This is a genomic window from Planococcus sp. S3-L1, assembly GCF_030063085.1.
In the GTDB taxonomy this organism is placed as follows: Bacteria; Bacillota; Bacilli; order Bacillales_A; family Planococcaceae; genus Planococcus; species Planococcus kocurii.
On the sequence record NZ_JASISN010000005.1, the window covers coordinates 1 to 26300 of the forward strand.

General features: G+C 40.9%; 19 protein-coding genes and 2 riboswitches. Of the genes, 2 read left to right on the plus strand and 17 right to left on the minus strand.

Annotated features, from left to right (window positions below; genetic code table 11):
- Positions 1–6: 6 nt before the first annotated feature.
- The 15 genes from QMF37_RS06880 to ilvD all read right to left on the minus strand — a co-directional run bounded on the left by QMF37_RS06880 (position 7) and on the right by ilvD (position 20045).
- Positions 7–273 carry a hypothetical protein gene (locus QMF37_RS06880; protein WP_283477451.1) on the minus strand — a complete coding sequence of 89 codons (267 nt, stop codon included), beginning with the start codon at positions 271–273 and terminating at the stop codon, positions 7–9.
- An 864-nt stretch (positions 274–1137) separates the two neighbouring features.
- On the minus strand, positions 1138–2475 hold the full coding sequence (locus QMF37_RS06885; protein ID WP_071153695.1) for an NCS2 family permease: 1338 nt from the start codon (positions 2473–2475) through the stop codon (positions 1138–1140).
- 113 nt (positions 2476–2588) lie between these two features.
- A riboswitch (purine riboswitch) is annotated at positions 2589–2690 on the minus strand.
- Positions 2691–2807: 117 nt separating this feature from the next.
- A complete protein-coding gene (guaA, locus tag QMF37_RS06890; RefSeq protein ID WP_058386946.1) occupies positions 2808–4346 on the minus strand; it encodes a glutamine-hydrolyzing GMP synthase in 1539 nt (512 codons plus the stop codon).
- A gap of 125 nt (positions 4347–4471) precedes the next feature.
- A riboswitch (purine riboswitch) is annotated at positions 4472–4573 on the minus strand.
- A 32-nt stretch (positions 4574–4605) separates the two neighbouring features.
- Positions 4606–6786, minus strand: coding sequence for a DUF4129 domain-containing transglutaminase family protein (locus QMF37_RS06895; RefSeq protein ID WP_283477455.1), 2181 nt, complete (start codon positions 6784–6786; stop codon positions 4606–4608).
- Positions 6783–7997, minus strand: a complete 1215-nt coding sequence (locus QMF37_RS06900) for a DUF58 domain-containing protein (protein ID WP_283477456.1) — start codon at positions 7995–7997, stop codon at positions 6783–6785. Before QMF37_RS06900 ends, QMF37_RS06895 begins: the two co-directional genes overlap by 4 nt.
- The gene (locus QMF37_RS06905) at positions 7994–8944 is read right to left on the minus strand and encodes an AAA family ATPase (RefSeq protein ID WP_283477458.1); all 951 of its coding nucleotides are present in this window, start codon (positions 8942–8944) and stop codon (positions 7994–7996) included. The genes QMF37_RS06900 and QMF37_RS06905 overlap by 4 nt, the downstream gene beginning before the upstream one ends.
- A gap of 161 nt (positions 8945–9105) precedes the next feature.
- Positions 9106–9933: an ammonia-dependent NAD(+) synthetase gene (gene nadE / locus QMF37_RS06910; protein WP_071153697.1), complete on the minus strand. Its 828-nt coding sequence runs from the start codon at positions 9931–9933 to the stop codon at positions 9106–9108.
- Positions 9933–11414, minus strand: a complete 1482-nt coding sequence (locus QMF37_RS06915) for a nicotinate phosphoribosyltransferase (RefSeq protein WP_283477461.1) — start codon at positions 11412–11414, stop codon at positions 9933–9935. The genes nadE and QMF37_RS06915 overlap by 1 nt, the downstream gene beginning before the upstream one ends.
- A 591-nt stretch (positions 11415–12005) precedes the next feature.
- Complete coding sequence (locus QMF37_RS06920) at positions 12006–13448, minus strand: aldehyde dehydrogenase family protein (protein WP_078080206.1); 1443 nt, start codon at positions 13446–13448, stop codon at positions 12006–12008.
- A 20-nt stretch (positions 13449–13468) separates the two neighbouring features.
- The gene (locus tag QMF37_RS06925; protein ID WP_071153698.1) at positions 13469–14224 is read right to left on the minus strand and encodes an SDR family NAD(P)-dependent oxidoreductase; all 756 of its coding nucleotides are present in this window, start codon (positions 14222–14224) and stop codon (positions 13469–13471) included.
- Entirely contained in the window at positions 14225–15310 is a 1086-nt protein-coding gene (locus QMF37_RS06930) for a tartrate dehydrogenase (protein WP_078080205.1), read from the minus strand. It abuts the gene before it with no gap.
- A gap of 18 nt (positions 15311–15328) precedes the next feature.
- Positions 15329–16597 (minus strand): TRAP transporter large permease, encoded by a 1269-nt coding sequence (locus tag QMF37_RS06935; RefSeq protein ID WP_058386075.1) that lies wholly within the window; start codon positions 16595–16597, stop codon positions 15329–15331.
- Positions 16598–16599: 2 nt separating this feature from the next.
- Positions 16600–17070, minus strand: coding sequence for a TRAP transporter small permease (locus QMF37_RS06940; RefSeq protein ID WP_283477467.1), 471 nt, complete (start codon positions 17068–17070; stop codon positions 16600–16602).
- A gap of 62 nt (positions 17071–17132) precedes the next feature.
- Positions 17133–18146: a TRAP transporter substrate-binding protein gene (locus QMF37_RS06945; RefSeq protein WP_283477469.1), complete on the minus strand. Its 1014-nt coding sequence runs from the start codon at positions 18144–18146 to the stop codon at positions 17133–17135.
- 216 nt (positions 18147–18362) lie between these two features.
- On the minus strand, positions 18363–20045 hold the full coding sequence (gene ilvD, locus QMF37_RS06950) for a dihydroxy-acid dehydratase (RefSeq protein WP_283477471.1): 1683 nt from the start codon (positions 20043–20045) through the stop codon (positions 18363–18365).
- Positions 20046–20349: 304 nt separating this feature from the next.
- Between ilvD and QMF37_RS06955 the strand changes: the two genes are divergently transcribed.
- Entirely contained in the window at positions 20350–20850 is a 501-nt protein-coding gene (locus QMF37_RS06955; protein ID WP_283477473.1) for a GNAT family N-acetyltransferase, read from the plus strand.
- 57 nt (positions 20851–20907) lie between these two features.
- On the opposite strand, the gene QMF37_RS06960 is transcribed toward QMF37_RS06955, so the two are convergent.
- Together QMF37_RS06960 and QMF37_RS06965 are read right to left on the minus strand one after the other, a co-directional pair.
- Entirely contained in the window at positions 20908–22542 is a 1635-nt protein-coding gene (locus QMF37_RS06960; RefSeq protein WP_283477475.1) for an alpha-glucosidase, read from the minus strand.
- Between the two features lie 216 nt (positions 22543–22758).
- The gene (locus QMF37_RS06965; protein WP_078080203.1) at positions 22759–24780 is read right to left on the minus strand and encodes a penicillin-binding transpeptidase domain-containing protein; all 2022 of its coding nucleotides are present in this window, start codon (positions 24778–24780) and stop codon (positions 22759–22761) included.
- Between the two features lie 230 nt (positions 24781–25010).
- Here QMF37_RS06965 and QMF37_RS06970 point away from each other — a divergent pair, with 230 nt between their 5' ends.
- The gene (locus QMF37_RS06970; protein ID WP_071153701.1) at positions 25011–26294 is read left to right on the plus strand and encodes a glucose-6-phosphate isomerase; all 1284 of its coding nucleotides are present in this window, start codon (positions 25011–25013) and stop codon (positions 26292–26294) included.
- Positions 26295–26300 lie beyond the last annotated feature (6 nt).

The window sequence follows — 26300 nt, forward strand, 5'->3', positions numbered from 1 at the left end:
CATGTATTAGGCACGCCGCCAGCGTTCGTCCTGAGCCAGGATCAAACTCTCCATTATAGAGTAGTGTTGATTGCTCAATACTGCTGGCGTATCGCCGTCCGAAGACGCACGATTCGCTTTGATCTGCGCAATGCTGATCAGTAAGTTGTCGTCACGAACACCGAGAAGGAAAACAACTTTGCTCTGATTGCCAAAGGCAACCTTCGCAAAAGCCGTTCTCGCACCGAAGTGCACGTGACGTCTTTCGTTGACGTTTTGCTGTTCAGTTTTCAAGGTTCAGTTTGCCGCGCTCATTGGCGACTCAATTAATATAACACGGTTCCATATATAGAGTCAACACTTTCATAAAGTTTTTTTCACAACTTTATTATAACAGAAAACTCTCAATAATTAGATTACGAAATTGTTACAAATTTGAAAGGAGATCCTCTCTTTACATTGAAGACTACTCCTTATATTTAAGGTATTCCCACTGTTGGTCGTCAATTGAAGTTTTTCTGTAAATAAGTCCTGACAAGACTGCTCTATTCCCGTTTCATAAGTTCTAATTCTTTCTAGCACAACCTAAAACAAGAGAAGGTTTTTGAGTTCCTTCTATAATAGTATATTGAATATAACTTTTAATTTCGCTAATACAAAAAGCATTGCACTCAAAAGGTCTCGAACAACGACTTTTGAGTGCAACCTTTTTAACTGTAGCAGCGTAAGTTGATGTCTATTGCGATGGACATTTTTTGTTAGCCCTACCTAAGCCGATTGCACCACCTTCACGATACACTGTTCTTACAGGAGTCACCGTCTTTATTGTCATCATCCCCCTGGGAATCTAAAAAAGTCCACTTCTGTAAAGGACAAAGCCGCTCTTAAAAATGACACGAGCACGCAAAATTAACCGATAAAGTGTGTTCGTGCCTATCAAGGACAAGCGATCATTCCATAGAATTCACCTCTAGAACCTTCAAAAAGTACATATCGAGTTTGAGATTGTGGGATTGGTCCACACTCTTCTATAAGCAGCTGGCATCCCTTAGCTACTTGCTGCATTCTCGGCGACGATTCATAAAACAGACGGAGAAAAAGAGTTGCTTTTTCTCCGTCTGTTTTATGTTTGAGACTTATGAGATAGCCCCTTTATAATTACACCAAGAAAATGAAGTAAAGAACAAAAATCACAAACAAGCCATACATGATTGGATGAACCTGCTTGCCTTTTCCTGCTACGACCATTGTAATTGGATAGAAGATAAATCCAATCGCGATGCCTGTTGCAATACTATAACCAAGTGGCATAGCTATCATCGTTAAGAATGCCGGAACAGCGATTTCAAATTTCGTCCAATCTATTTTTCCTAAAGCTGAAACCATTAACACCCCAACAATAATCAAAGCTGGAGCTGTCACAGCACTAGTGATGACTTCGAGTACCGGATAGAAGAGAATCGAAATGAGGAACAGCAGTCCCGTGACTACGGCTGAAAATCCAGAGCGTGCTCCAGCTGCAACTCCTGCAGTCGACTCGATATAGGAAGTCGTTGTTGACGTTCCGAAGATTGCTCCACTGACCGTCGCAATTGAATCTGCCAATAATGCTTTGCTTGCTCTCGGGAGTTTGTTGTCTTTCATCAAACCTGCCTGATTGGCAACAGCTACTAGTGTTCCGGCTGTATCAAAAAAGTCGACGAATAAAAATGTTAATACGATAACAAGGAATTGAATATTCAACAATGAACCAAAATCGTTAATGATTGGATCAATCGCAACACCGAAAGTCGGTGCCATGCTCGGAACATTAAGATCAATAATCGCGCTTGGCAAATTAACTACACCAAAAATCATACCGACAACTGCTGCAATTAAAATCCCAAAAAAGATTCCGCCTTGAACACCACGGACCATGAAGATGACAGTAATAATTAAACCAAAAATAGCCAGTAGTGCTGAGCTATCTGATAGATCACCTAATCCGACTAAAGTAGCCGGATTATCGACAATAATATTAGCGTTTTGCAATCCGATAAAAGTTATATAAAGTCCGATTCCTGCTCCAACCGCATATTTTAATTCAGCAGGTATCGAGTTGATGATGAGTTCACGAAGACCTGTTAACGTAAGAAGAATAAAAATAAGACCTGAAAACAAAACTCCTGTTAAGGCCGTTTGCCATGGAATTCCGTAAGTCAGGATAACTGTGTAAGCAAAAAATGCATTTAACCCCATTCCTGGAGCAAGTGCGATTGGATATCTCGCCAGTATTCCCATCATTAAACATCCGACAGCTGCAGCCAGAGCGGTTGCCATAAATACAGCTCCGTAATCCATGCGTAGTGCATCATCAAAATCCGGAACCGATTCCAGCGTTAAAGTTAACGGATTGACGACTAAGATATAAGCCATCGCTAAAAATGTTGTTAAGCCGCCGATAATTTCCCGACGGTAATTTGTTCCCAGTTCTTCAAACTGAAAATATTTTTTCATATTGATTCCTCCGAATGCCTGTGCATAATTTCTACAAAAGAAAAACGCATACAGCAGTTTGCCGTATGCGTTCGATTTACCCCTTCAACAGAAGTGAAGGGCATCCTACTCAACTAGGAGCGGATTAAAATCGTAGTCGAGTCATTTACGGTGACTCGGTAGAAACTTTCGGGCCATATTCCCGACATTATACGACAAGCTTATTTGATTTCTATCGTAATATATCATGTATAAAATCATTAAACAATACCAAACACGAACATTTATAAAGAATAAATGAAAAAAGTTCGTAAAAAAAGGTGTCAGCTAGTTTAGCTGACACCTCAAAAAAATTATTCCCACTCAATTGTTGCAGGTGGCTTGCTCGTAATATCATACAAGACACGGTTAATGTGATCGACTTCATTGACTAAACGGACACTGATTTTCTCTAAAACATCCCAAGGAATGCGAGCCCAGTCAGATGTCATGCCGTCAATTGACGTTACTGCACGGATACCGATTGCGTAATCATATGTGCGGGCATCGCCCATTACACCTACACTGCGAAGGTCCGGCAGAACAGTGAAGTATTGCCAAATATCACGATCAAGACCCGCTTTTTTGATTTCATCACGCAAGATCCAGTCAGACTCGCGAACGATCTCCAACTTTTCTTCTGTAACTGCTCCCATAATACGTATTCCTAATCCTGGGCCTGGGAATGGCTGGCGCCAAACGATTTCGTCTGGCATACCAAGTTCAGCTCCAAGTACGCGCACTTCGTCTTTGAACAATGTGTTCAATGGCTCAATCAATTTAAACTGCATGTCATCTGGCAATCCGCCAACATTGTGGTGAGATTTAATGGTTTGTGCCGTTGTTGTGCCACTTTCAATAATGTCCGTGTAAAGCGTTCCTTGTGCAAGGAAATCCATACCTTCTAATTTTGAAGCTTCGTCATCGAATACATAGATAAATTCGTTGCCGATAATTTTACGTTTCTTCTCTGGATCTGTAACACCTTCAAGTTTGCTCATGAAACGATCGCGCGCGTCGATTTTGATCACGTTCATATTGAAACCATCAGCAAAAGTCTTCATGACACTTTCCGCTTCTCCTTTACGAAGAAGGCCATGGTCGACGAACATACAAGTCAACTGGTCGCCAATCGCTCTATGAATCAGTACAGCGACTACCGACGAATCTACTCCACCGCTAAGTGCACAAAGTACTTTTTTGTCGCCGACTTCTTCACGAATTTTTTCGATTTCCAACTCAATGTAGTTTTCCATCGACCAGTCATCCTTCATGCCACAAACATCATAGACGAATTTGCGAAGCAAATCGTTGCCATGCATTGTATGGCGGACTTCTGGGTGAAATTGAACGCCGTAGAATCCGCGACTTTCGTCAGCCATCGAAGCAATTGGGCAACTAGCACTTGTTCCAATAACATCAAAACCTGGAGGTGCAGCCGTAACTAAGTCACCATGACTCATCCAAACAATTTGTTCTTCAGGAAGACCATTGAAAATTTTACTTTCCTTAGTCAGCTTTAATTCTGCTTTGCCGTACTCTCGGTTTTGCGCTTTTTCTACATTGCCCTTAAGGTGCAACGCCATTAATTGCATACCGTAGCAAATCCCTAAAATCGGCAAGCCCATTTCAAAAATAGCATCATCGATTGAAAATGCATTGTCGTCATAAACGGAATTTGGTCCACCTGAGAAAATAATCCCTGTAGCATTCATGTCTTTGATTTCTTCAGCAGTAACTGTATGCGGATGAAGCTCGCTGTATACACCGATTTCGCGGATGCGACGAGTAATCAACTGATTGTATTGACTTCCAAAATCCAAAACGACGATTTTTTTCTGTTCTTTCAACATTGGACTAACTGGCAAAACCTTCACCTCTTCTATTTAATTTAGGTTTCAAAATAACAAAAGAACGCGAAAATTGGACCTCGCGTTCTTCTGCTCTACATCAAAAAGGCGAATGCACATGTCAAAAAGCATGCGTCATCCACCTTCATAGTCAAGTCATTTCCGGGGACTTGGTAGAGACATCCGATCCATATTACCGGACATATATGAGGGCACCTGTAATTTATAATTTAATCAATTGTACAAGTTAAAGCTTGTAAAATCAACCGCTTGTCCGATTGATTAAGTTTTCCCAACTTTCCCTCAACTCATGCCAGTCAATGGATTCACTATCATTGCCGTAAATCATCCGCTCATAGGCATCGGTTAATTCCGTCATTTCTTTCGTGCCGAAAAACGCATCGATATATGCTGCATAAGATTTTAATGTTTGTCCGGGTCTCTTATTAATGCCATACAATTCCAATTGCTTTAATAACCGCAGATAAGCCTTTTCAAAACGTTCGGGTCTATCTCCGCTCATTCGGTAATAAGCAACTAATAACTTTGGCATCCATTTATGACGGATTTTGAAAAGAATCGCTGCAAGTAGAACCGTCCCCACAATCATCCAGACAAGTTTCCACCGATTCATAGAAATAAAATCAGTCAATCGATCCCAAAAAGAAGGCCCAGAAACTACAGTGGTCTCTTCGGCTTCTGCGGTATCGGGTTTTTCAGCTAACGGTTGTTCTTGCTGATCAGGCTGTTCGGGGTCTGTTGCATCCAGCTCCAAGTCGAAGTCGATAGATGAAGATCCTGTAAACCCAATTGTTGGTTCGAACAACATCCAACCAACTCCTGGCATATAAGCTTCAACCCATGAATGTGCATTATTGTTTGTTACTTGATAAACGTTGGTGTCTCCTCCCGAGTTGATGAGTTCTCCTTCGTTAAATCCTTTGACCCAACGAGCTGGAATATCAAGAGAACGGAGCATTACCACCATCGAGGTTGAAAAATTATCGCAATATCCTCTTTTTGTTTCAAATAAAAATTGATCTACATAGTCTTGGTTCGCTTCAGGAACCGGAATGTCTGTTTGACTGTATTCAAATCCAGCAGTACTGAAATATCGTTCTATGGCACGTGCTTGATCATAAACTGATTCAGTACCGCCTGTAATTTCAACAGCTAAATCTCGGACACGTTCCGGCAACTCGTCCGGCAATTGCAAAAACCGGTCGAACTCGATAGGCAATTCAGCTAAGTCGACTTGGCTTGTCTCCCTCAATGCCGTCAAACTAAAATTCGGTTCGTTAAAGGATACTTCGTATGCCTTAGGTTCGAATTCTTCACCGTTTCGGTAAGTCTCAAAACGTTGATCTGCTGTACTGTATTGATAGTCCGGTGACTCTTCCATTGAAAAAGATTTTGTTCCATAGGGATATAGCACAAACGGGAACTCTTGCTCCATCGCCAATTGAGCTGATTCGAGCTCTTCTGCGGGAACAAAATCAGTATCAACCGTATCGCTGTTTCCATAAACAACAGATTCCCCTATATTTCCTGTCAATTCCCATCCCTTTGTTGTATATATGTCTTTCGATTCGACTTTCCAATATTGACCTTCTGATACTTCGGCACGAAAAACAGCGGTATCGTCTCCGACAAAAGATCCGCCTAGTCGTGAATCATCTACTCCGTAGCCAATTCTACCAATGGTTCCTCCACTACCAGCCCCACCTTGGCCAGAAAAGGTGGTGAGAAATGGCACAGGATCCGGCCAAACTGGATCTGCTTTGGGCAAATATAACGCCAGTGCTGTCGAAGCCGCTACCAGCAACACGAGGGGTACAGCAAACAAAGCCATTTTATCCGTACGTTCTAAAATAAGATGCCCTTCCATCCAGCGTACCAAATACAATAGACCCGCAAGAAGAAGTCCAATGACCATAATTCGAACAATCGCCGTTTCTCCTGAATACGGACTAAAGGTATCCAGCACAGCGATAAAAATAACTGTTAATAGATAGAACAAGAAAATACTTAACCTAACACTAACCCAGTAATGGATTAAGTAAATAGCCATCCACAACAAAACAAAAAACAAGACCGTTCGGAAAACATCTGTCGTTTGCTCCCAGTTCTGACTCGTTAAAGCTGAGAAATTCAAACCGACATCAGTTTGAAGAAACGCAATGGCATCAGCTGTAAAAAACACGTGACCGGTATAGACATAGACAACGAACCATAAAATATAAAGAATTTTTATCGGTCCGGAAAACCACCATGGAACCCGCAGAAAAGCCATCAACAACCCAACAGCAATAAAAATCAAAAACAGCGCTTTATGCCCTGTTTCGGTTAATACAATAACTGGCGTCAGCCATTCGGCTAGCATGAAAAAAACCAGTACATATAAAATAGCCATAAAGACTTTATTCTTTCTTATGGAAGTCATTGGCGGCTCACCTCCGTAAACACTGTTGCAAAGTTTTCAGGACTTACACGTTTAACAACAAATCCTTTTGAGCGAGCATATTGATGTACCTTTTCTTCCTCTGCCAGCAAATTCTCGCCTTTAGTTGCGACAACTAAACACATGCAATTGCTCAAATTTTTAGCGTTCTTCCGAATAGACTGAACCATATCCATCGAGAGTTGACTCGTGACATATAGTAAACTCGATGTATTCATCTGCTGCAACTCACGACCAATCGCTTGGTCAACTGGTTTATCCAAATCATCTTGCACTTTCGCCAAATGATACATAACTCGCTGCAAGTGCTCTTCGGTTTGAACTAAAGGGAAATGATTACGGTTTCGACCCACTGATAGATAAGCTACGCTCGAATTTGCACGTACGATCGATTGCAAAATAGAAGCAACTAATTCTACTTGAAGTTCAAATTTCTCAGAATTTCTTCGATCGTCTAGCAAAAAAAGTTCTTGCGACTGGCGATCCTCAAATTCTTTCGTCCGCAATGTTTGCGTTCGCGCATAGGATTTCCAATGAATCCATGATACACGGTCTCCGGGTTGATAATCACGAAGTCCACTAGTCATGGTCGGGTCTTTTACTAATGTGAAAGGGGCAGCCATCGTTCCCTGATCGTAACGTGACTCCATCGGCCGATAAACGATATCCACTGTATTCGGATATACTAAAATTGTTTGCTGAACTGGCAATAATACAGTCTTTTTTACCCACCCAAAAAAATCAGCAACTTCTAGGTGAATACCTTCTAGCACATGTTCCCCTCTTGGCATTTGATCAATAACATATGTCCAAGAAGAGACTTTTCGAAATCCTGGAACTACCATCTTTTGATGTTGCCCTGCCATTTGCTTGTTGAGAGAAGGAGAGTGGGTTTGTTCACTGGCAACAGTATAAAGTAGCGGAAAAGGAATTTTCCGGTAAATAGTGGCGGTAGCAGAAAAACTTCCGCCTTTTCTGACCTGAGTCGTGTGAATTTCTCTCGAAGCGACAATGTGTTGTATGGGATATAATGCCAGTAACACCGAATAAATAGTAAACGGCAGAGACATATAAAAAATAAACCAGCTGACAAAGCCTCCTTGAAACATAGCAAAGGAGAAAGTTAAAAAAAGAATCAGCACTACTGAAGTCAAACGTCCCCATAAACCAATATTTTTTTTCATTCGGCTCATTGACCGACAAGCCTTTGAACAGGTACATGGGTTTTTGCCAATATTCGTTCTGTGATCTCTTCTGCAGTAATACCATCATAACGAGCCTCCGAACGCAACATAATTCGGTGACCGAAAACGAATTTTGCCAAATACTGGACGTCGTCTGGCGTTACATAATCTCGTCCTTTCAATAATGCGTAAGCCTGTGAGGCTTTCATCAATGCAATCGACCCTCGCGGACTCACGCCTAAATAGACATAAGCGTCTTGACGAGTTTGTCTAGACAAATCGACAATATAGCTGCGTATTGTTTCATTCACTTTGATCAATTTCGCTTGCTCTTGAAGCTCCAAAAGTTCGCTCAATGAAATGACCGAAGTTAACTCTTCGATTGGCGCCGCAGCGCGTGCTCGATTTAATACTTCCATTTCTTCTTTCGGTGTAGGATAGCCCATTTTAATTTTCAATAAAAACCGATCAAGCTGTGCTTCAGGTAACGGATAGGTGCCTTCATATTCGATGGGATTTTGCGTAGCCATCACAAAGAATGGTTTAGGAATTTGCATTGTTACTCCATCAATTGTGACGGAAGCTTCTTCCATCGCTTCAAGAAGAGAGGACTGTGTTTTCGGAGAAGTTCGGTTTATTTCATCAGCCAATATGATATTGCCCATAATTGGCCCTGCTCGAAAATGAAATTCCATGTCTTTCGGATTATAAATCGACACACCAATCACGTCCGATGGCAATAAGTCAGGCGTAAATTGGATTCGTTTAAAATCGGCGCCTACTGATTTTGCTAATGCTCGGACAAGCATCGTTTTACCGACACCCGGTACGTCTTCTAGTAAAACATGACCATGAGACAGCATGGCCACGATACTCAATTCAGCAATATCGCGTTTGCCGATAATAACTTTTTCGATATTGTCTATTACTCTTTCCAATAGTTGTTTGGCATCCATCTATAGGTTCCTCCAATATAAATCAAAAATGTTTTGAATTATCGCAATCTTATCGTAATCATAACGAAAAACAAGTGATAACTCAACTGCATAAGATCTTTTCCCACGATTTCCCTAAAATAAAAAGCAGGAATCCCTTAAGGTTTCCTGCTTTTTATTATTTATTTCCAGAAATCATCGAAAATAGTAATCGGCAAATGACGTTTATGCTGCGTTCTCAAGTAATGGCCTTCTAACTTTTCCTGCGCATCTAGCGGAATTTTCTTACCTTCCAAATAATCATCGATCAATTCATAAGTCACTCCCAAAGCCACTTCGTCAGGGAGCGCTGGTTTATCGTCTTCTAAATCTGCGGTCGGAATTTTCATGTACAGGTGTTCAGGACAACCAAGTTCTTGCAACATTGCTCGTCCTTGTCGTTTGTTTAAGCCAAATAATGGCGTTAAATCAGCAGCACCGTCGCCAAATTTTGTGTAAAACCCAGTTATTGCTTCTGCTGCATGATCTGTTCCGAGCACGGCTGCACTGTGCATCGCTGCCGCTGAGTATTGGGCTTTCATTCGTTCACGGGCTTTTTCGTTGCCTTTGGCAAAGTCAGTCAACATAATGCCGGCGTTTTCTAAAGCACGTTCACTCGCATCAACTGCTTCTTTTATATTGATGGTATACAGTTTAGTCGGTTGAATAAACTCCAAAGCGTCTTGTGCTTCGTGTTCGTCTACCTGCACACCATATGGCAAGCGCATGGCATAAAAACCGTATTTAACGTCAGTTGATTCTTCATTTAACTGATTGACTGCTAGTTGTGCTAGCTTACCGAGCAGGGTAGAATCCTGTCCGCCAGAAATACCTAAGATATATCCTTTCAAGAATGGATGATGCTTTAAATACTCTTTTAAAAATACTACAATCTGTTCAATCTTTTGTTGCGGTTGAATCAGAGGCTCTACTTTTAACTCATCAATAATTCGCTGTTGCAAAGTAGACATTAAACTCCTCCTTCCTCTTCAATAAAGTCATGAACTGCTTCCCGTACTTCTTGAATATTTTTCATTTTATTGTTCCAGCATTTCTGACTTAAGTCGACTGGGTACTCTTCAGGATTTAATGACCGTTTGTATTCATCCCACAATAAATCCATATTTTTAATTCCATAGCTTTGCATTTCCTGCACACTTGGATTGTCATAAATAATTTCACCATTTTCAACAACTTTTTGATGGATATTGATTGCATCGAAATTCGTCACAAACTTTGATACGAAGGTATGAACCGGATGAAACATTTTTAAACGTTCTTGAGAAGCCGGATCTTCGTCGTGCATAGCAATATAATCGCCTTCAGATTTACCATTTTCTCTATCAATAATTCGGTAAACTTTTTTCAGGCCCGGCGTCGTAACTTTCTCAGCGTTTCCGGAAATTTTAATGGTATCTTCCATTTCACCACTGTCGTTTTCAATAGCTACTAATTTATAAACAGCTCCTAATGCTGGCTGATCGTATGCCGTGATTAGCTTTGTCCCAATACCCCATGTATCTACTCGAGCACCCTGTGCCTTTAAATTCAATATCGTGTATTCATCGAGATCATTTGAAACTACAACTTCTGTATCCGTGAAGCCTGCAGCATCTAGCATTTTCCGCGCTTCTTTCGATAAGAAAGCGATATCTCCACTATCTAAGCGTATTCCTTGGAAGTTGATTTTATCGCCTAATTCTTGCGCTACCTTTATGGCAATGGGCAGTCCAGATTTCAAGGTATCGTATGTATCAACTAAAAACACACAGTTTTTGTGACGTTTAGCATATGCATGAAATGCAGCATATTCATCCTTGTATGCTTGCACCATTGAATGAGCGTGCGTACCTGCTACTGGAATACCGAATTTTTTTCCAGCTCGTGCGTTGCTAGTCGCTTCAAGTCCGCCGATATACGCAGCTCGAGAACCCCAAATTGCAGCGTCCATTTCTTGGGCACGTCTTGTTCCAAATTCCATGACCCGTTCTTTTTTTACGATTTGTTTAATGCGACTGGCTTTCGTGGCAATTAAGGTTTGGTAATTAACGATATTCAATAGTGCAGTTTCAATTAATTGCGCTTCTACGAGAGGAGCCTCGACACGGATCAACGCTTCATTTTGAAAGACTAGTTCGCCTTCTACTACCGAGTAAACATCTCCGGTAAATCGGACGGTACGTAAATATTCGATAAAATCTTCCTTGTAGCCGAGTTCTTCTTGAAGATAATTCAAATCACTTTCTGTAAATTTAAAGTTTTTCAAGTAATCCAAAACACGTTCCAATCCAGCGAACAGTGCATAACCGTTGCCGAAAGGCAGTTTGCGGAAAAATAATTCAAATACCGCTTTTCGTTCATGCATCCCATCTGCCCAATAAGTCTCCGACATATTGATTTGATATAAATCTGTATGTAGCGCCAAACTGTCATCCGCATAATGCTTATCCATAAGATTCTCCTTCTTCCACCATCAGTAATGCTTCCAATTATACACCAATAATCCAAAGACAAAAATAAAAGTCATTCATATGTAGAGAACTAATGCTACTTTTCTTCTAACCCCTTCAAATCAACACTTTTTTTGCAAAAATCTGTAATCTCACATTTCAATCTTCTAGTTAATCTATCGACTACAAATGTATATGCTTTTTCTACACAATTGACAAAAAGTATATGACTACCCACAATTAATCATATGCCTTGACACTTTTCACCAAACATGAGATACTTACTTGGTTAACACAAAGGTAACTGGTAAATTTTGATAATCTGGCATTCTACGATAATGTTTTTGAGAATACTTATTCACACTGGAGCGATTTAAGGATCGCAAGGACGTAAAAGAAGGTAGGGTTTACGTTGCTTAGGTTAGAAAGCACCCAGTGGAACAATGACCGCGGTACTGAAAGTAATACTTTCAATGGAAATGATTCCCCAGTAACATGGGTTGAAAAATTGAGTCAAAACAAATTATGGTTACCTTAAACAAACAAAGGGATGTCCTCTACTTGAGGGCATCCCTTTTCCAATTCTTTAGCTGTTAATATTTGAGCGCTACATTTTTTAAAATGGTGTAATTGCGCAAAGCTTCAAGTCCTTTTTCACGTCCAAATCCACTTTTTTTATATCCTCCAAACGGCATCTGTACTCCACCACCCGCTCCATAATTATTAATGAATACTTGTCCCGCACGAATTTTACTGGCTACTCGATGTGCTCTAGCCCCATCTTTTGTCCAAACTCCTGTCACAAGTCCGTAATCTGTGCCATTGGCTAAGTCAATTGCTTGTTGTTCCGTTTCAAATGAAAAAGCTGTAACCACGGGTCCAAAAATTTCTTCTTGAGCAACGTAGCTGTCTGGTGACAGTCCATCAATCACAGTGGGTTGAAAAAAGTAACCATCTTCGAGTCCAACCGTCTTCTGTCGTTCACCTCCTATTAAAAATGTGGCACCTTCTTTTTTAGCTATATCCATAAATTCAAGGATACGCGTAAATTGTTTTTCATTTAAAATTGGGCCAAGATCCAAATCATCTAATCCTTTGCCAATTTGAATTGTTTTCATTTTTTCTACTACCTTTGCTAAAAACTCTTGCTTGATGGTTTGTTGAACCAAAAGACGAGATCCCGCTGAGCAGGTTTGCCCGGCATTTTGAATAATCGACCGAACAACCCAATCCACCGCTTCTTCTTGATCGCAATCATCAAAAACAATATTCGGCGATTTTCCGCCAAGTTCTAGCGTAACTGGCTTAACATTTTTCGCTGCTCCCGTCATGACAGCAGAACCTGTTTGAACAGAGCCGGTAAAAGTAATATGATCCACATCTGGATGTTCAGAAATTGCGGACCCCGCTTCAAAGCCATAGCCTGTCACCAGATTAAACACACCTTTGGGCAGGTCCGTTTGATCAAAAATTTCAGCTAATTTGATCGCAGTTAACGGTGTGTCTTCTGCTGGTTTTGCAACGACCGTATTGCCTGTTGCAATCGCTGCGGCTGTTGAACGAGAAATGATTTGTAATGGATAATTCCATGGAATGATATGTGCCGTTACGCCAATCGGCTCGCGCAGTGTGTAATCTAAAATCCCAGGTTGAACGGGTATGGTTTCGCCGAAAATTTTATCCGCCATTCCAGCGTAATACTCAAAATAGAGAGCAGAAGCCTCCACATCTTTACGTGCCTGTGTCAGTGGTTTTCCCGTATCAAGTGTTTCTAACAAGGCGATTTCTTCTATGTCTGCGCGTAAAGCACAGGCTACTTTATGTAAAATTCGTCCTCTTTCAATTGGTGGAAACAACTGCCATTCTTCGGACTCGAACCTTGTGCGAGCCGCTTGAACCGCGGCATCCACATCTTCTTTTTTGCCTCTTGGTACTTCTGCTAGTATTTCGCCAGTTGCCGGATTTTTTGTTTCAAATCGCTCTTCGGTTAGACTATCTAGCCATTTCCCATTTACATACATTTGCTGTTTTTTCACTTTCCTGTTCCCCTTCTCTGTTAGATTCCACGTCCTCCGTCAACGTTTACTACGCTGCCCGTCATCATTTTTGCTAAATCAGAACTGAGGTATAGCACACAGTTCGCAATTGCTTCAGGTGTAATCAATTCACCTAATGGTACACTTTTGCGGAATACACGCTCTTTTGTATCTCCTTCATCACTGCCGGATGCTGTAAATTCACCAAGCATCTTCGTATCGGCTGGACCTGGATTGATGGCATTTACTCTTATGTTGTAAGGAGCTAGTTCAATGGCCAACGCTTTTGTCAAAGAAATCGTTGCACCTTTGGAAGCTACATAAGCATTCAAACCCGGACGCGGCCGGTCTACGGAAACAGAAGCAATGTTAATAATCGATCCACTTTTTTGCTGTTTCATATATGGAACGGTCGCGCGTGAAGTTAAAAAAACCGCCGTTGAATTAATTGCCATAATGCGTTCCCAATCTTTTAAAGACACTTTTTCAATATCTGTCGCTGCCTGTGCAATTCCGGCAACGTTTGCCAAGACATCAATCTGCCCAAATGTTTCAGCCGTTTTTTTCACCGCATCTTCCACACTTTGTTCGTCTGTTAAGTCTCCTTGAATAACTAGTAACTGCTGCGGATATTGAGTCTTTAATTCATTAAGACCGTCTAAGTCGAGATCGATTGCCGCTACTTTTGTGCCATGTGTTAAAAATTGTTCGACAACTACTTTACCCATTCCACCGCCGGCACCCGTAATGATTGCTACTTTATTTTCTAGATTCATCTATCTTTCCCCCTCTTTGGTCAGCAAATGATAGACTTTTTCTGCAATTGCTGATCCGACTTGTTGCGTTGTGGCAATACCACCTAAATCCGGTGTCAGCACTTTGCCTTCTTGAATTACTTGTTCGATGGCGCTTACAATTGCAGTCGATAAATCTGCACGTCCTAAATGATCCAACATTAATGCAGCTGACCAAATTTGCGCAATCGGATTGGCAATTCTTTTACCCGCAATATCTGGTGCCGAACCATGTATTGCTTCGAACATAGAAGGGAAATTACGTTCTGGATTGATATTGCCTGACGGGGATACACCTAGCCCTCCGACTAAGGCGGCTCCGAGGTCTGTCAAAATATCCCCAAATAAATTGGATGCAACAACCACTTCAAACGATTCTGGTCGCATGACGAAATACGCAGCCAAGGCATCAATAAAATTGCTTTCAAGTTCAATATCCTCGTAATCTTTCGCGACCACTTCCACGACTTCGTCCCATAGCTTCATTGAATGGATGATAGCGTTGGATTTTGTCGCACTCGTCACTTTCGATTTGTTGTTTTTTCGAGCATATTCAAATGCGTATTTTGCAATTCGCTCGACGCCTTGTTTGGTGATCACGGTGTTTTGAATGGCCATCTCTTGCGACTGTTGCTGGTATAAGCGACCGCCGATATTCGAGTATTCACCTTCTGCATTTTCACGGAATACCATGAAATCAATTGGCAAATCATTTTTCAAAGGAGATTCAATACCGGCCAATCGTTTAATTGGTCGCATGTTGACGTACTGTTGAAATTTTTTGCGAATCGGCATGATTAGTTCCCATATAGTAATTTCATCTGGCACCCGTTTGTCTCCAACAGCACCGAACAAAATAGCATCAAAGTTCTTTAACTGATCTAGTCCATCCGCAGGCATCATGTGCCCATGTTCCAAGTAATATTCACTGCCCCACTCGAATTGCTGAAAATCAATGTTAAAAGTAGGGTCTTGTCGCTTAAGAGATTCTAATACTTTGATAGCTTCTTTTGTAACATCTGGTCCAATTCCGTCTCCAGGAAGGACAGCTATCTTATAAGTTGTCATATATTCTCCTCCAATTGCTTACTCTCCAAGAAGGAATAAACTAATTCCTGGAATAAATGAAATAATAAGTACATCGACAATCATCACCAGGATGAATGGAATAATCGCTTTCAACAAACTTTCAAACTTTGTTCCAGCGATATTTGCAGCTACAAATAAATTGAGTCCAACTGGCGGTGTAATAAATCCGATTCCTAAGTTAACAATCATAATAATTCCGAAATGCACCAAATCGATTCCAAGTGCACTAGCAATGGGTACGAGAATTGGTGTCAAAATAATGATTGCCGCAGAAGTTTCCAAGAAAACTCCGCAAATCAATAGTAAAAGATTGATGATCAATAATGCGATAATCCAATTATCCGTCACGCTAAGCATTAACTCAGTCAACTCAGCCGGAATCCGCTGTCGCGTTAAGTAATAGCCAAATACTGAAGCACCCGCAATGATGAACATAATCACTGCTGTTACTACAACAGAAGAAGAAAAAATACTTGCCAAGTCTGGCAGCTTAATTTCTCTATACACAAAAATCCCTACAAACAAGCCGTAAACAACTGCCACAACAGCAGCTTCTGTTGGCGTAAAAATTCCTCCATAAATTCCGCCCAATATAATAACAGGCATCATCAATGCGAGAAATGCATCTAAAAATGCTTTGAAAAAGTCTTTAAAACCGAACTTTTCGCCGCCCCCGTATCCTTCCTTTAAAGAAATCAAATACACCAGTAAAATCAATGACACCATTACAAACAAGCCCGGCACAATTCCTGCGATGAATAATTCACTAACGGAAACACCTGCCGCTACTCCGTACAGAACGAGTGGCACACTCGGCGGAATCATAATTCCAATTGTCCCTCCAGCCGCTTGAATAGCAGTCGCAAAGCTTTTGTCATAGCCTTTATTGACCATCGCAGGAATCATCAACGCTCCTACTGCCGCTGTTGTTGCAGCTGCTGAACCTGAAATAGCTGCAAAAAACGCACAGGCAACAATCGAGACGATTCCGAGTCCTCCTCGAACACGACCAAAAATAACATTGGCTAGGTGAATCAGCCTGCGAGAAATCCCGCCACTTTCCATTAATTTACCGGCAAGAATAAAAAAGGGAATTGCCATAAGTGGGAAGGAGTCCACCGAATTGAACATTCGTTGGATAATCACGATCAATGAAACGTTTCCATCAATAAAGAAAACGAGTGTTGAAGCCAGTCCAAGTCCCACAGCAATTGGAACATTTATTAAAAATAAAACGATTAATAAACCAAATAACACCAACGCCATCTTTAGACACCCCCGCTTTTAAAGTCTTTTGAAAACTGCGAGGTCATGTTAATAATCAAAATTACACCACTTACTGGAATGATCATGTAGATCATCCCCATCGGAATCCGTAAAACTGGCGAGGTTTGAGACATGCCTTGCATCGCTAAATCATAGCCTTCAACTACCATTAACAAGAAAAATAGCAAACTTGCAAACGTGGCGATAGTGTAGAATACCTTGCGTACAGTAACTGCAAATAATTTCACAAAAAACTCCATTCCGATATGCGCCTTTGATGACATAGCATACGATGCCCCTAAAAACGTTAGCCAAATCAAACTATAGCGCGCTAACTCCTCAGTCCAAGCAAGAGGCGAGTTGAGGATAAAACGGAAAATTACTTGAAGAAAAACGACGGTGACCAATAATGCCATAATCAGATTCAATACATGCTTAATACCAACGTTCATATAACCGATCCATTTATTCATCGTCATGCCTCCGATATAAAAAAGAGAGAAAGGATTCTCTCTTTTTTGAGTTAATTATTTTTTTACTGAGCATCCAGAATTTCATTTAATAGATCTTGATACTCAATTGTTTCGTAAACTGGCTTTACAGCTTCCTGGAATGGCGCTGTATCAATATCTTCTATTATTTCCATGCCATTGTCTTTCAATGTTTGAATCGATTCTTTTTCCATTTCTACGATTAATTCACGCTCTCTTGCGCCTGCTTTTTGTCCTTCTTCCACAACAATGTCACGCAAATCTTCTGGCAATTCATCGTATGTTTGCTGACTCATCATATAGATGGCTACAGAATAAACGTGACCTGTTAAACTCATGTATTTCTGGTTCGCATCATACAAACTAAACTGGTCAGCAACAATTGCTGGGTTTTCCTGAGCATCTACTACACCTTGTTGCAATGCTGTAATTGCTTCTGTCCAAGCCATTGGAGTCGGTTGTGCACCAAGTGCTTCAAAAGCAGCTAAATGAATTTCATTTTCCTGCGTTCTGATTTTCAACCCTTTCAAGTCTTCCGGTGTTTCGATTGGACGTTTTGCATTGGTAATGTGACGGTAACCATTTTCTCCCCAAGACAAACCTATTATACCATTTTCTTCCATTTTGGCGAATAATTCATCTCCTATATCACCTTCTAGAATTTCTACTGCCGATTCTCGATCTTTAAATAAGAATGGTACATCTAAAACACCTAACTCCGGTACAAAGTTCGTAACAGGAGCAGTTGAAGATACCACCAAATCGACAGTTCCAAGACCCATACCTTCTGTCAATTCTCGCTCAGCTCCAATTTCACTGTTTGCGAAAACTTCAATCGTTACTTGACCGTCTGTCCGTTCTTCAACAGCATCAGCCATTTCCAAAAGTCCAAGATGGTACGGATGATCATCCGGCAACGAATGTCCTGCCTGCAAAACAAATTTTTCTTCTGAGTCTTTTCCTCCTGATGAAGAATCACTATCAGAATCACCACATGCCGTTAAAGCCAATGTACTTGCCAACATTATTGAAACAAATCCCAATTTCTTCTTTGCCATCTTTGTTTCCCCCTTTTTTCATCTTGCTCTAGCGCTTTAATAGATTCTACTTTTACAATAAAAGAAATTGTCTATAAAAAGACAAAATATTCCGTTTTTTATATTTTATAAAAATTTAGCGGGATGCAGTATCCCGCTGAATTCTGTTTATACTTGTTCAAGCAAGCGAAAATGCGCAGTGGATGCAGAACGTACTAATGCAGTGACCTACCTTACTTATCGATTCAAATAATCGGTTACTGCTCCTTGAGAAGAGCAAGATACATTATGCGCATATTTGCCAAGTACGCCTTTTTTATGAAGTGGCGGTGCTACCCAGTGTTTGCGACGTTCTTCTAGTTCTGTTTCGGATACTTCCATCGAAATTTCCTGCAAGTCAGAATCGATCGTAACAATGTCTCCTTCTTCTAGCAAGGCGATTGGTCCGCCAACTTGTGCTTCTGGTGCAATATGTCCAACTACGAGGCCGTGGGTTCCGCCTGAGAAACGTCCATCAGTTAATAACGCTACAGATGCATCCATACCTTTCCCAACAAGAATTGCCGAAATTGACAACATTTCTGGCATGCCTGGTCCACCTTTTGGTCCCACGTAACGAATAACTAGCACATCGCCTTCGTTTATTTCATTTGCCATTACAGCTTCTGTTGCTTCTTTTTCTGTATTGTAAACGCGAGCTGGGCCCGTATGACGTTTTACTTTCACGCCCGAAACTTTTGCTACGGCCCCACTTGGAGAAAGGTTTCCTTTCAAGACGATTAAAGGCCCATCTTTACGTTTTGGCTGTTCAAAAGGCATTATGACTTTTTGACCTTCCTTAAGAGCTGGTGCTTCCTGCAGATTTTCTGCTACCGTTTTACCCGTAACCGTCATGCAATCTCCGTGAATATAACCTCCCTCAAGCAACATTTTCATCACAGCTTGAACGCCACCGACCTCGTGCAAATCCTGCATGACGTATTTGCCGCTCGGCTTCAAATCAGCCAAATGGGGTACCCTTTGTTGTAGGTGATTAAAGTCGTCAATTGTTAAGTCTACTTCGGCTGCATGAGCAATCGCCAATAAATGAAGAACCGCATTTGTCGATCCGCCAAGTGCCATGACAACGGTAATCGCATTTTCAAAGGCTTTTTTTGTCATAATATCTTTCGGATATATATCCAGTTCTAAAAGATTATGTACTGCTGCTCCAGCCTTTTCGCAATCAGCTAATTTCGCTGCTGATACTGCCGGATTAGAAGAACTTCCTGGTAAACTCATTCCCATTGCTTCAGCAGCAGATGCCATCGTGTTCGCTGTATACATGCCGCCACACGATCCAGCTCCTGGGCAAGCCCCACATTCAATACTGCGAAGTGTATTGTCGTTGATGTCGCCGTTATTATGCTGACCTACACCTTCAAACACTGAAACAATATCAATATCTTGTCCGTTATGGCGTCCTGGAGCAATGGTTCCTCCGTAAACAAAAACAGCTGGAACTTCAGAGTTCGCAATCGCAATCAAACAGCCGGGAATATTTTTATCACAGCCCCCAATTGCGACTAACCCATCCAAGCTTTCTGCTCCTACGACTGTTTCAATTGAATCGGCAATCACATCTCGGCTGGAAAGAGAATACTTCATGCCTTCTGTTCCCATTGAAATTCCATCAGAAACAGTAATTGTATTAAAAATAAACGGGACGCCTCCAGCATCTCTAGCACCTTTTTTCGCGCTAATCGCTAAGTCGTCAATATGTATGTTACACGGTGTCACTTCACTCCACGTACTAGCGACGCCAATCATCGGCTTTTTAAAATCTTCGTCTGTTACACCTACTGAACGAAGCATCGCTCGGTTAGGTGCTTTCATGGCTCCATCAAAAACCTTACTGTTGATGCGCAAATCCTTTTTCATAATTATCCAATCCTTTCTTTTCTATTTATTATAGAACACATTTATCAGAATTCAATGAATAAAAAAATAATAGTTAGATATTTTTTTATTTGTCTAACAAGTCACAAATGTATCCGTTTTCATGTTATTATAACGTACTCACTCTTGATGTATGCAATATATAGCTTTATAATTACCATGTCTACAATAACTTTTTAGACATTGAACTGCAGATTTTTTTACATGCCTCTTCACGCACTTGTCATTTTACCTTTTCTAAGACCTTGAACACCGGTCGGAATTCTGAGTAACAGGAGATGGTCTTTTGTTGATTCGCGAAGCCAAAAAAAATGAGTTTTTTTTACTAAAAAATCAACGACTTGCTTCCTATAAAATTCACAAAGAAAAACTATCATCAAAACAATGGGCTATGCTAGAAACTCATTTATCTTCTGACATTAACCACCAGCCAGGCGTTGAAGTGTTTGTTGCAGAAATGGATGGGCAAATTGTTGGGAGTGTAGCCTTATTTCCTGCTGACTCCAAATCCTACGCAGGAACTTCCCAAGCAGTTGAATGTCCTGAGATTAGAATGTTGGCTGTCAATCCCGATTTCCGTTCCCATGGAATCGGCAAGTTGTTGGTCGAACATTGCATTGATATTTCTAAAATTCGCAAACAAAAATTCATTGGTCTATATACTGGCTGTTTCATGAAGCACGCCATTGCACTTTATGAAAAAATGGGATTTGAGCGAATTTCTTCACTTGATTTTTCACCTTTAGATGACGGAATTTTCGTTAAAGCTTTCCGTTTTTATTTATAAACCAACAAAACAAGCCACAAAGCCATCTTGAAACGATGGCTTTGTGGCTTAGTAACTTCAGTAAATTTCTTTTTTCAAAAAGTAAACACAGGCTTCGTATGGCTGTAATACGCCTTTTTCACGCTTGTCATAGTTACTTAGAAGAAGTTCCGCATCGTAAGGGGTATTCCACGTACAGACATGTTCACTTAGATTTGAAGCAATGAGCATTTTTGTGTATTGATCTTCACGGATGTAGGCGTATACATCTGGACATCCAGAATCCGCTAAATCGGTCGTCCCATAAATCAGAACCTTCCAGTTTTGGCGTAAATGAATCATTTTTTTATAGTAGGCCCAAATAGATTTCGGGTCATCTTTTTGAGCCTCTACATTCAACCATTTGTAATTTGGGTTTACTGAAAGCCACGGCGTAACTGTAGAAAATCCAGCAAACTTCTGATTGCTCCATTGCATCGGTGTCCGAGCATGATCTCGGCTAATTTTCTTAATAATTTCCATTACTGCTTCGTGAGACAGTCCTTCTTGTCGCTTATACCGATAGATGTTTTTTGTTTCGATGTCTTCGTACATGTCAATATCATCAAAGGGTGCATTGGTCATCCCAATTTCTTGACCTTGGTAGATAAAAGGCGTACCCTGCATGAAAAAGTACATACAAGCTAGTGCTGTAGCGCTTTCGAACCAATAATCTTGGTCATTTCCCCAAATAGAAACTGTTCTTGGGCGATCATGATTTTCCACATAAAGAGAATTCCACGCAATGCCATATGTTGCTTTTTGCCAACGGTCTAAAACCTCTCGTAATCCCTCTACGTTTAATCCGCTATTCAAACCACCACTGGCCGCTTTTATCGCTTCTAGTTGGAAAATCATATTGAACTTCCCTTCCTGCTCACCGATCCATAGCCCCATATTTTGTGACGTGACGCTATTCGCTTCGCCTATCGTGACAATATCATTATTCGAAAAAACGCGATCTCGCAGCTCTGCCAATATGTCCTGTAACCCTTCTACGTCAGTAAATCTTTCCCAAGCAGGAACATAAGGAGAAGATTGAGAAGGAGGCATGTCCCGATAATCTTTTTTCAGATGATTACTGGCATCTACGCGGAAGCCATCCACTCCTTTAGCTAGCCACCAATGGCTCATCTTGTATATGGCATTACGCATAGCTTTACTTTCCCAGTTTAAATCTACTTGGTTTTTAGTGTAAATATGCAAGTAGTATTGCGCTGTCTTCGGATCAAATGTCCAGGCCGGTCCTCCGAAAATACTTTCCCAATTAGTTTGCTGATCACGCCATACGTACCAATCACGCTTTGGATTATCTTTAGAGGAACGGGATTCTATAAACCACGGGTGCTGATCACTCGTGTGGTTCACTACTAAATCAAGAATAAGTCTCATTCCTCTTTTATGCACTTCCTCTAGCAAGCGATCAAAATCTGCCATCGTCCCCATCTCTTCCATAATCGCTTGGTAATCACTAACGTCATACCCGTTATCAATATTTGGAGATTGGTAAATCGGGCAGATCCAGATGATGGTAATGCCCAGTTCATCCAAATAATCTAGTTTTGCTGTTATGCCATTTAAATCGCCCATGCCATCGCCATTCGAATCGTTGAAGCTCCTTGGATAAATTTGATAGACGACTGCTTCTTTCCACCATACTTCCTTCAACGTCATCTCCCTCTTCCCGATACTAGAATGTGCTGTTGTTAAACCGACTTTCTAAATCTAGTTGAGCATACTTACAGGCTGCCATTGAAATTATGGAATGATTTATTATTGGTTTATATTCAATATTCTGATGAAAATCCCTGCAATTAAAATTTGGTTTTGGCTCGTAGCCTTCTTATATACAAAAAGCCACCAACAATAGATGTCGGTGGCTTTTTTCTTTTACTCAGCTTTATAGTTTTCAAATACCTTGGTTGCAAATCCAGCAACATAATCACTGCCACCGTTTTCTTCAATTGATTCAATCATCATCGCTAAAATAAAATCCGGGCTTTCGGAATCATAAGCAACAAAAAAGCCATTTTCTTGTCCTTCTTCTCCAATCGCACCTTTCAACTCAGCTGTACCGGTTTTGCCAGCAATCTTGACCGTTTTACTGTTTGCCGATTGTGCATAGCCATCTACGACGACATTACGCATCCCAGTGCGGAGAACTTTTGCATTTTCTGCGCTAAGCAATCCTTCTTTCCAAACTTGGCTTTTTTCTTCATCCATAAACAATAACGGTTTGTACATCGTACCGTCCGTTAAGAAGGGCTCATACATAGAAGCCAGGTGAAGGATATTCGTCAGCATTTGACCTTGACCAAATGATGTATCGGCCAACTGTCCTTGTGACCCGAGTGTACCTTCATTTGAAATTTGAGACGATTGCAATTCTAAAGCAAAGGGAATTTCTTCTCCGAAACCAAAGCGCTGCAAACCAGAAACAAATGCTTGATTGCCCATTTCAAGTGCTTGTCGTGCAAAGTAAATATTGTCGGAATAGACTAACGCTGTATTCAAATCAACTGGATTCGGTGCTTCTGGATGAAGACGAGTAACTCGGTAATCTCCCCAGGAACCGTCTTTTTGCCAGGTTGCTCCATCAATCTGTAACCCAACTGATGGTTCTAGTGTTCCTGCTTCCATTCCGATTGCTGCCGTTATAGGCTTGATTGTTGACCCCGGTGCATAGGCTGCACCAAAACGATTGAATAACGGATTTAACGGATCTTCACTTAGTTCTTTAAAGCGATCCTCGCTAATCCCTAGCATGTATTCGTTTGGATTGTACGCTGGTGAACTGACCAATACTAAAGTTTCTCCTGTTTTTGGATTGACCGCAGCACTTGTGCCAGCTTCGCCTTCCATCGCTTCATAAGTGGATTTTTGCAATTCGGCATCAATCGTTAGCACAACGGTTTCTCCATCTTTTGCGGGAGTTTCAGCGATCGTTAACTCTTCTCCTGTATCGCCTTGTTTTTTAATCAGAATTTTTAGACCATTTTCGCCACGAAGACGTTCTTCAAGCGTTTGCTCAAGTCCTCTTCTACCAATCAAGTCCGTAGACGTATACCCTTGGTCTTTAAGTTCTTCTAATTTTTCGGCAGTCATTGGTCCGATATAACCGCTTAAATGGCCAAGAGCTTCTCCATATGGATATTCGCGCATAGTTGTTTCTTGATAAGTTGCTCCTGGAACAGCTTTTACTTTCTCCAGTAATTGCGTGTTGTCTTTAGCTACTTTTGATATGGGCACGAACTGATTTTCTTGAACCCAACTTTGGTTTAATTTTTCGTCTATAGATGCTACTGACACTCCCAAAACTGTGGCTAGTTCTTTTTTAGCAGATGCATCTTTGAAGTTTTCAGGAACCACACCCACGTTATAGCCTGTTCCATTAATGGCAATTGGTTGTTCATTGCGATCTAAAATTTCACCGCGCTTTGCACGTGTTGCCGAGACACGAACTTCGTCTCCTGTTGCCAATTGCTCAAAGATAAAAGAAGGATCCCATTCAATAAACCAATCTTCTTTGTCTTCTGCTGTTTCATACAACAAAGTCATATTTTTTTCAAACTCGATTGGTCCAGCCATCGTATCCATCTTCACCTGTACCGGAAAATCTGCAGGTTTTTCAGTATCCCAGTTTTCATCTTTCGAGGGCTTGGTATAAGTCACTTCAATATTTTCAATTGCCAAGTCTGTATACAGTTTTTGCTGTCGTTCGACAAAATCTTCTGAAGCATAAGCTTCTTTCGTGCCTTGGTTTAAATACGTACTGTACATTTCTGAGAACTCTTCCTTGTTCCAATGCCCTATGTATTCCTTCAGCCTTTCTTCAGGTGACGCTTTTGGTTGACAACCTGCAAGAAAAACCAAGAAAGCCAGTGCTAGAATGACTGCTAATTTCTTAGTCACATGATAACCCCCAATTGTTTTCTTCATTTTACCAAAAAAAAACAATAAGTTAAAAGAATAAAAGCTCTAGAGTAAAAATGACTCGAAGAATCGCTTTTTTCTTGCTAACTTTTAGCGTTAAATTTATCTTGTGATCAGCGTAATGGATTTCTGTTTTTTTGCTTATTGCATTAGCTGGCTGCGCAATTGCCGCTTTAAATATGGTAAACTGATAAACAAATGATAGGAGGATGAATATGGTTGAACTTACATTTTCAGAGTCAATTGGAGCAGGTTTAACACTTGAAAAAAGAGCGCATTTAAAACAGATTCACGAAAACCTTTACAACAAAAAAGGGAAAGGCTCTGACTTTCTTGGGTGGCTAGACTGGCCGAGCAAACTCGATGAAGAGTTTTTGAAGAAAGTTGAAAAAACAGCAGTGGAAATTCAGAATAAGGCAGATGTATTAGTAGTGATTGGTATTGGCGGATCTTATTTAGGCGCTAAAGCTGTGTTGTCCGCACTCGCTCCTTATTTCAGTAAAGAATCAGGACTCGAAGTGGTTTTTGCAGGTCACCAAGTTAGCGGTGAGTATTTAAAGCAATTGCTTGCTCATCTTGATGGCAAACGCATAATGGTCAATGTGATCTCCAAATCAGGGAAAACAACAGAGCCTGCTATCGCTTTTCGCTTCCTAAAAGACTATATGGAAAAGCGCTACGGCCAAGAAGCAGCAGAGCGAATTATTGTAACGACTGATGCTGAAAAAGGTGCTTTATTAACACTTGCTGAAGAAAATGGTTATAAACGTTTTGTCGTTCCTGCTGACGTAGGCGGACGCTATTCTGTTTTCACTGCTGTTGGACTTGTTCCGATTGCCGCTGCGGGTTATTCCATACGCGAGTTGATGGCTGGAGCTGCAAATGCAGAAGAACTTTACAACAATACGAACTTTGATGACAATGCAGCAGCACAATATGCAGCAGTTCGTCACCAGCTTTATGTAGAAGGCTATACGACAGAAGTAATGGCAACATTCGAACCGAAACTATCGTTCGTTCAGGAATGGTGGAAGCAATTGTTTGGCGAAAGTGAAGGCAAAGAAGGCAAAGGTATTTTCCCGGCATCTGTTTCCTTTACAACCGACTTGCATTCGATGGGACAGTATATCCAAGATGGCAAACGCAATTTGTTTGAAACTTTCTTACTCGTTCAAGAAGCAAACGAAGACTTGTCGATTGTTGAAGCTGAAAATGACGACGATGAATTGAATTATATGGCGGGACTTTCTTTACAGGAGTTTAATCACGTCGCGTACAAAGGAACATCAAGTGCTCACTTAGACGGTGGTGTACCGCAGCTTAGTTTAACGATTTCTAAAATCGATGAATACCATCTAGGTCATTTATTGTATTTCTATATGCTTTCATGTGCCTACAGTGCATATATGCTCGATATTAACCCATTTGACCAGCCGGGCGTAGAAGACTACAAGAATAATATCTTTAAGTTATTAAATAAACCAGGATTTTAAAATTAT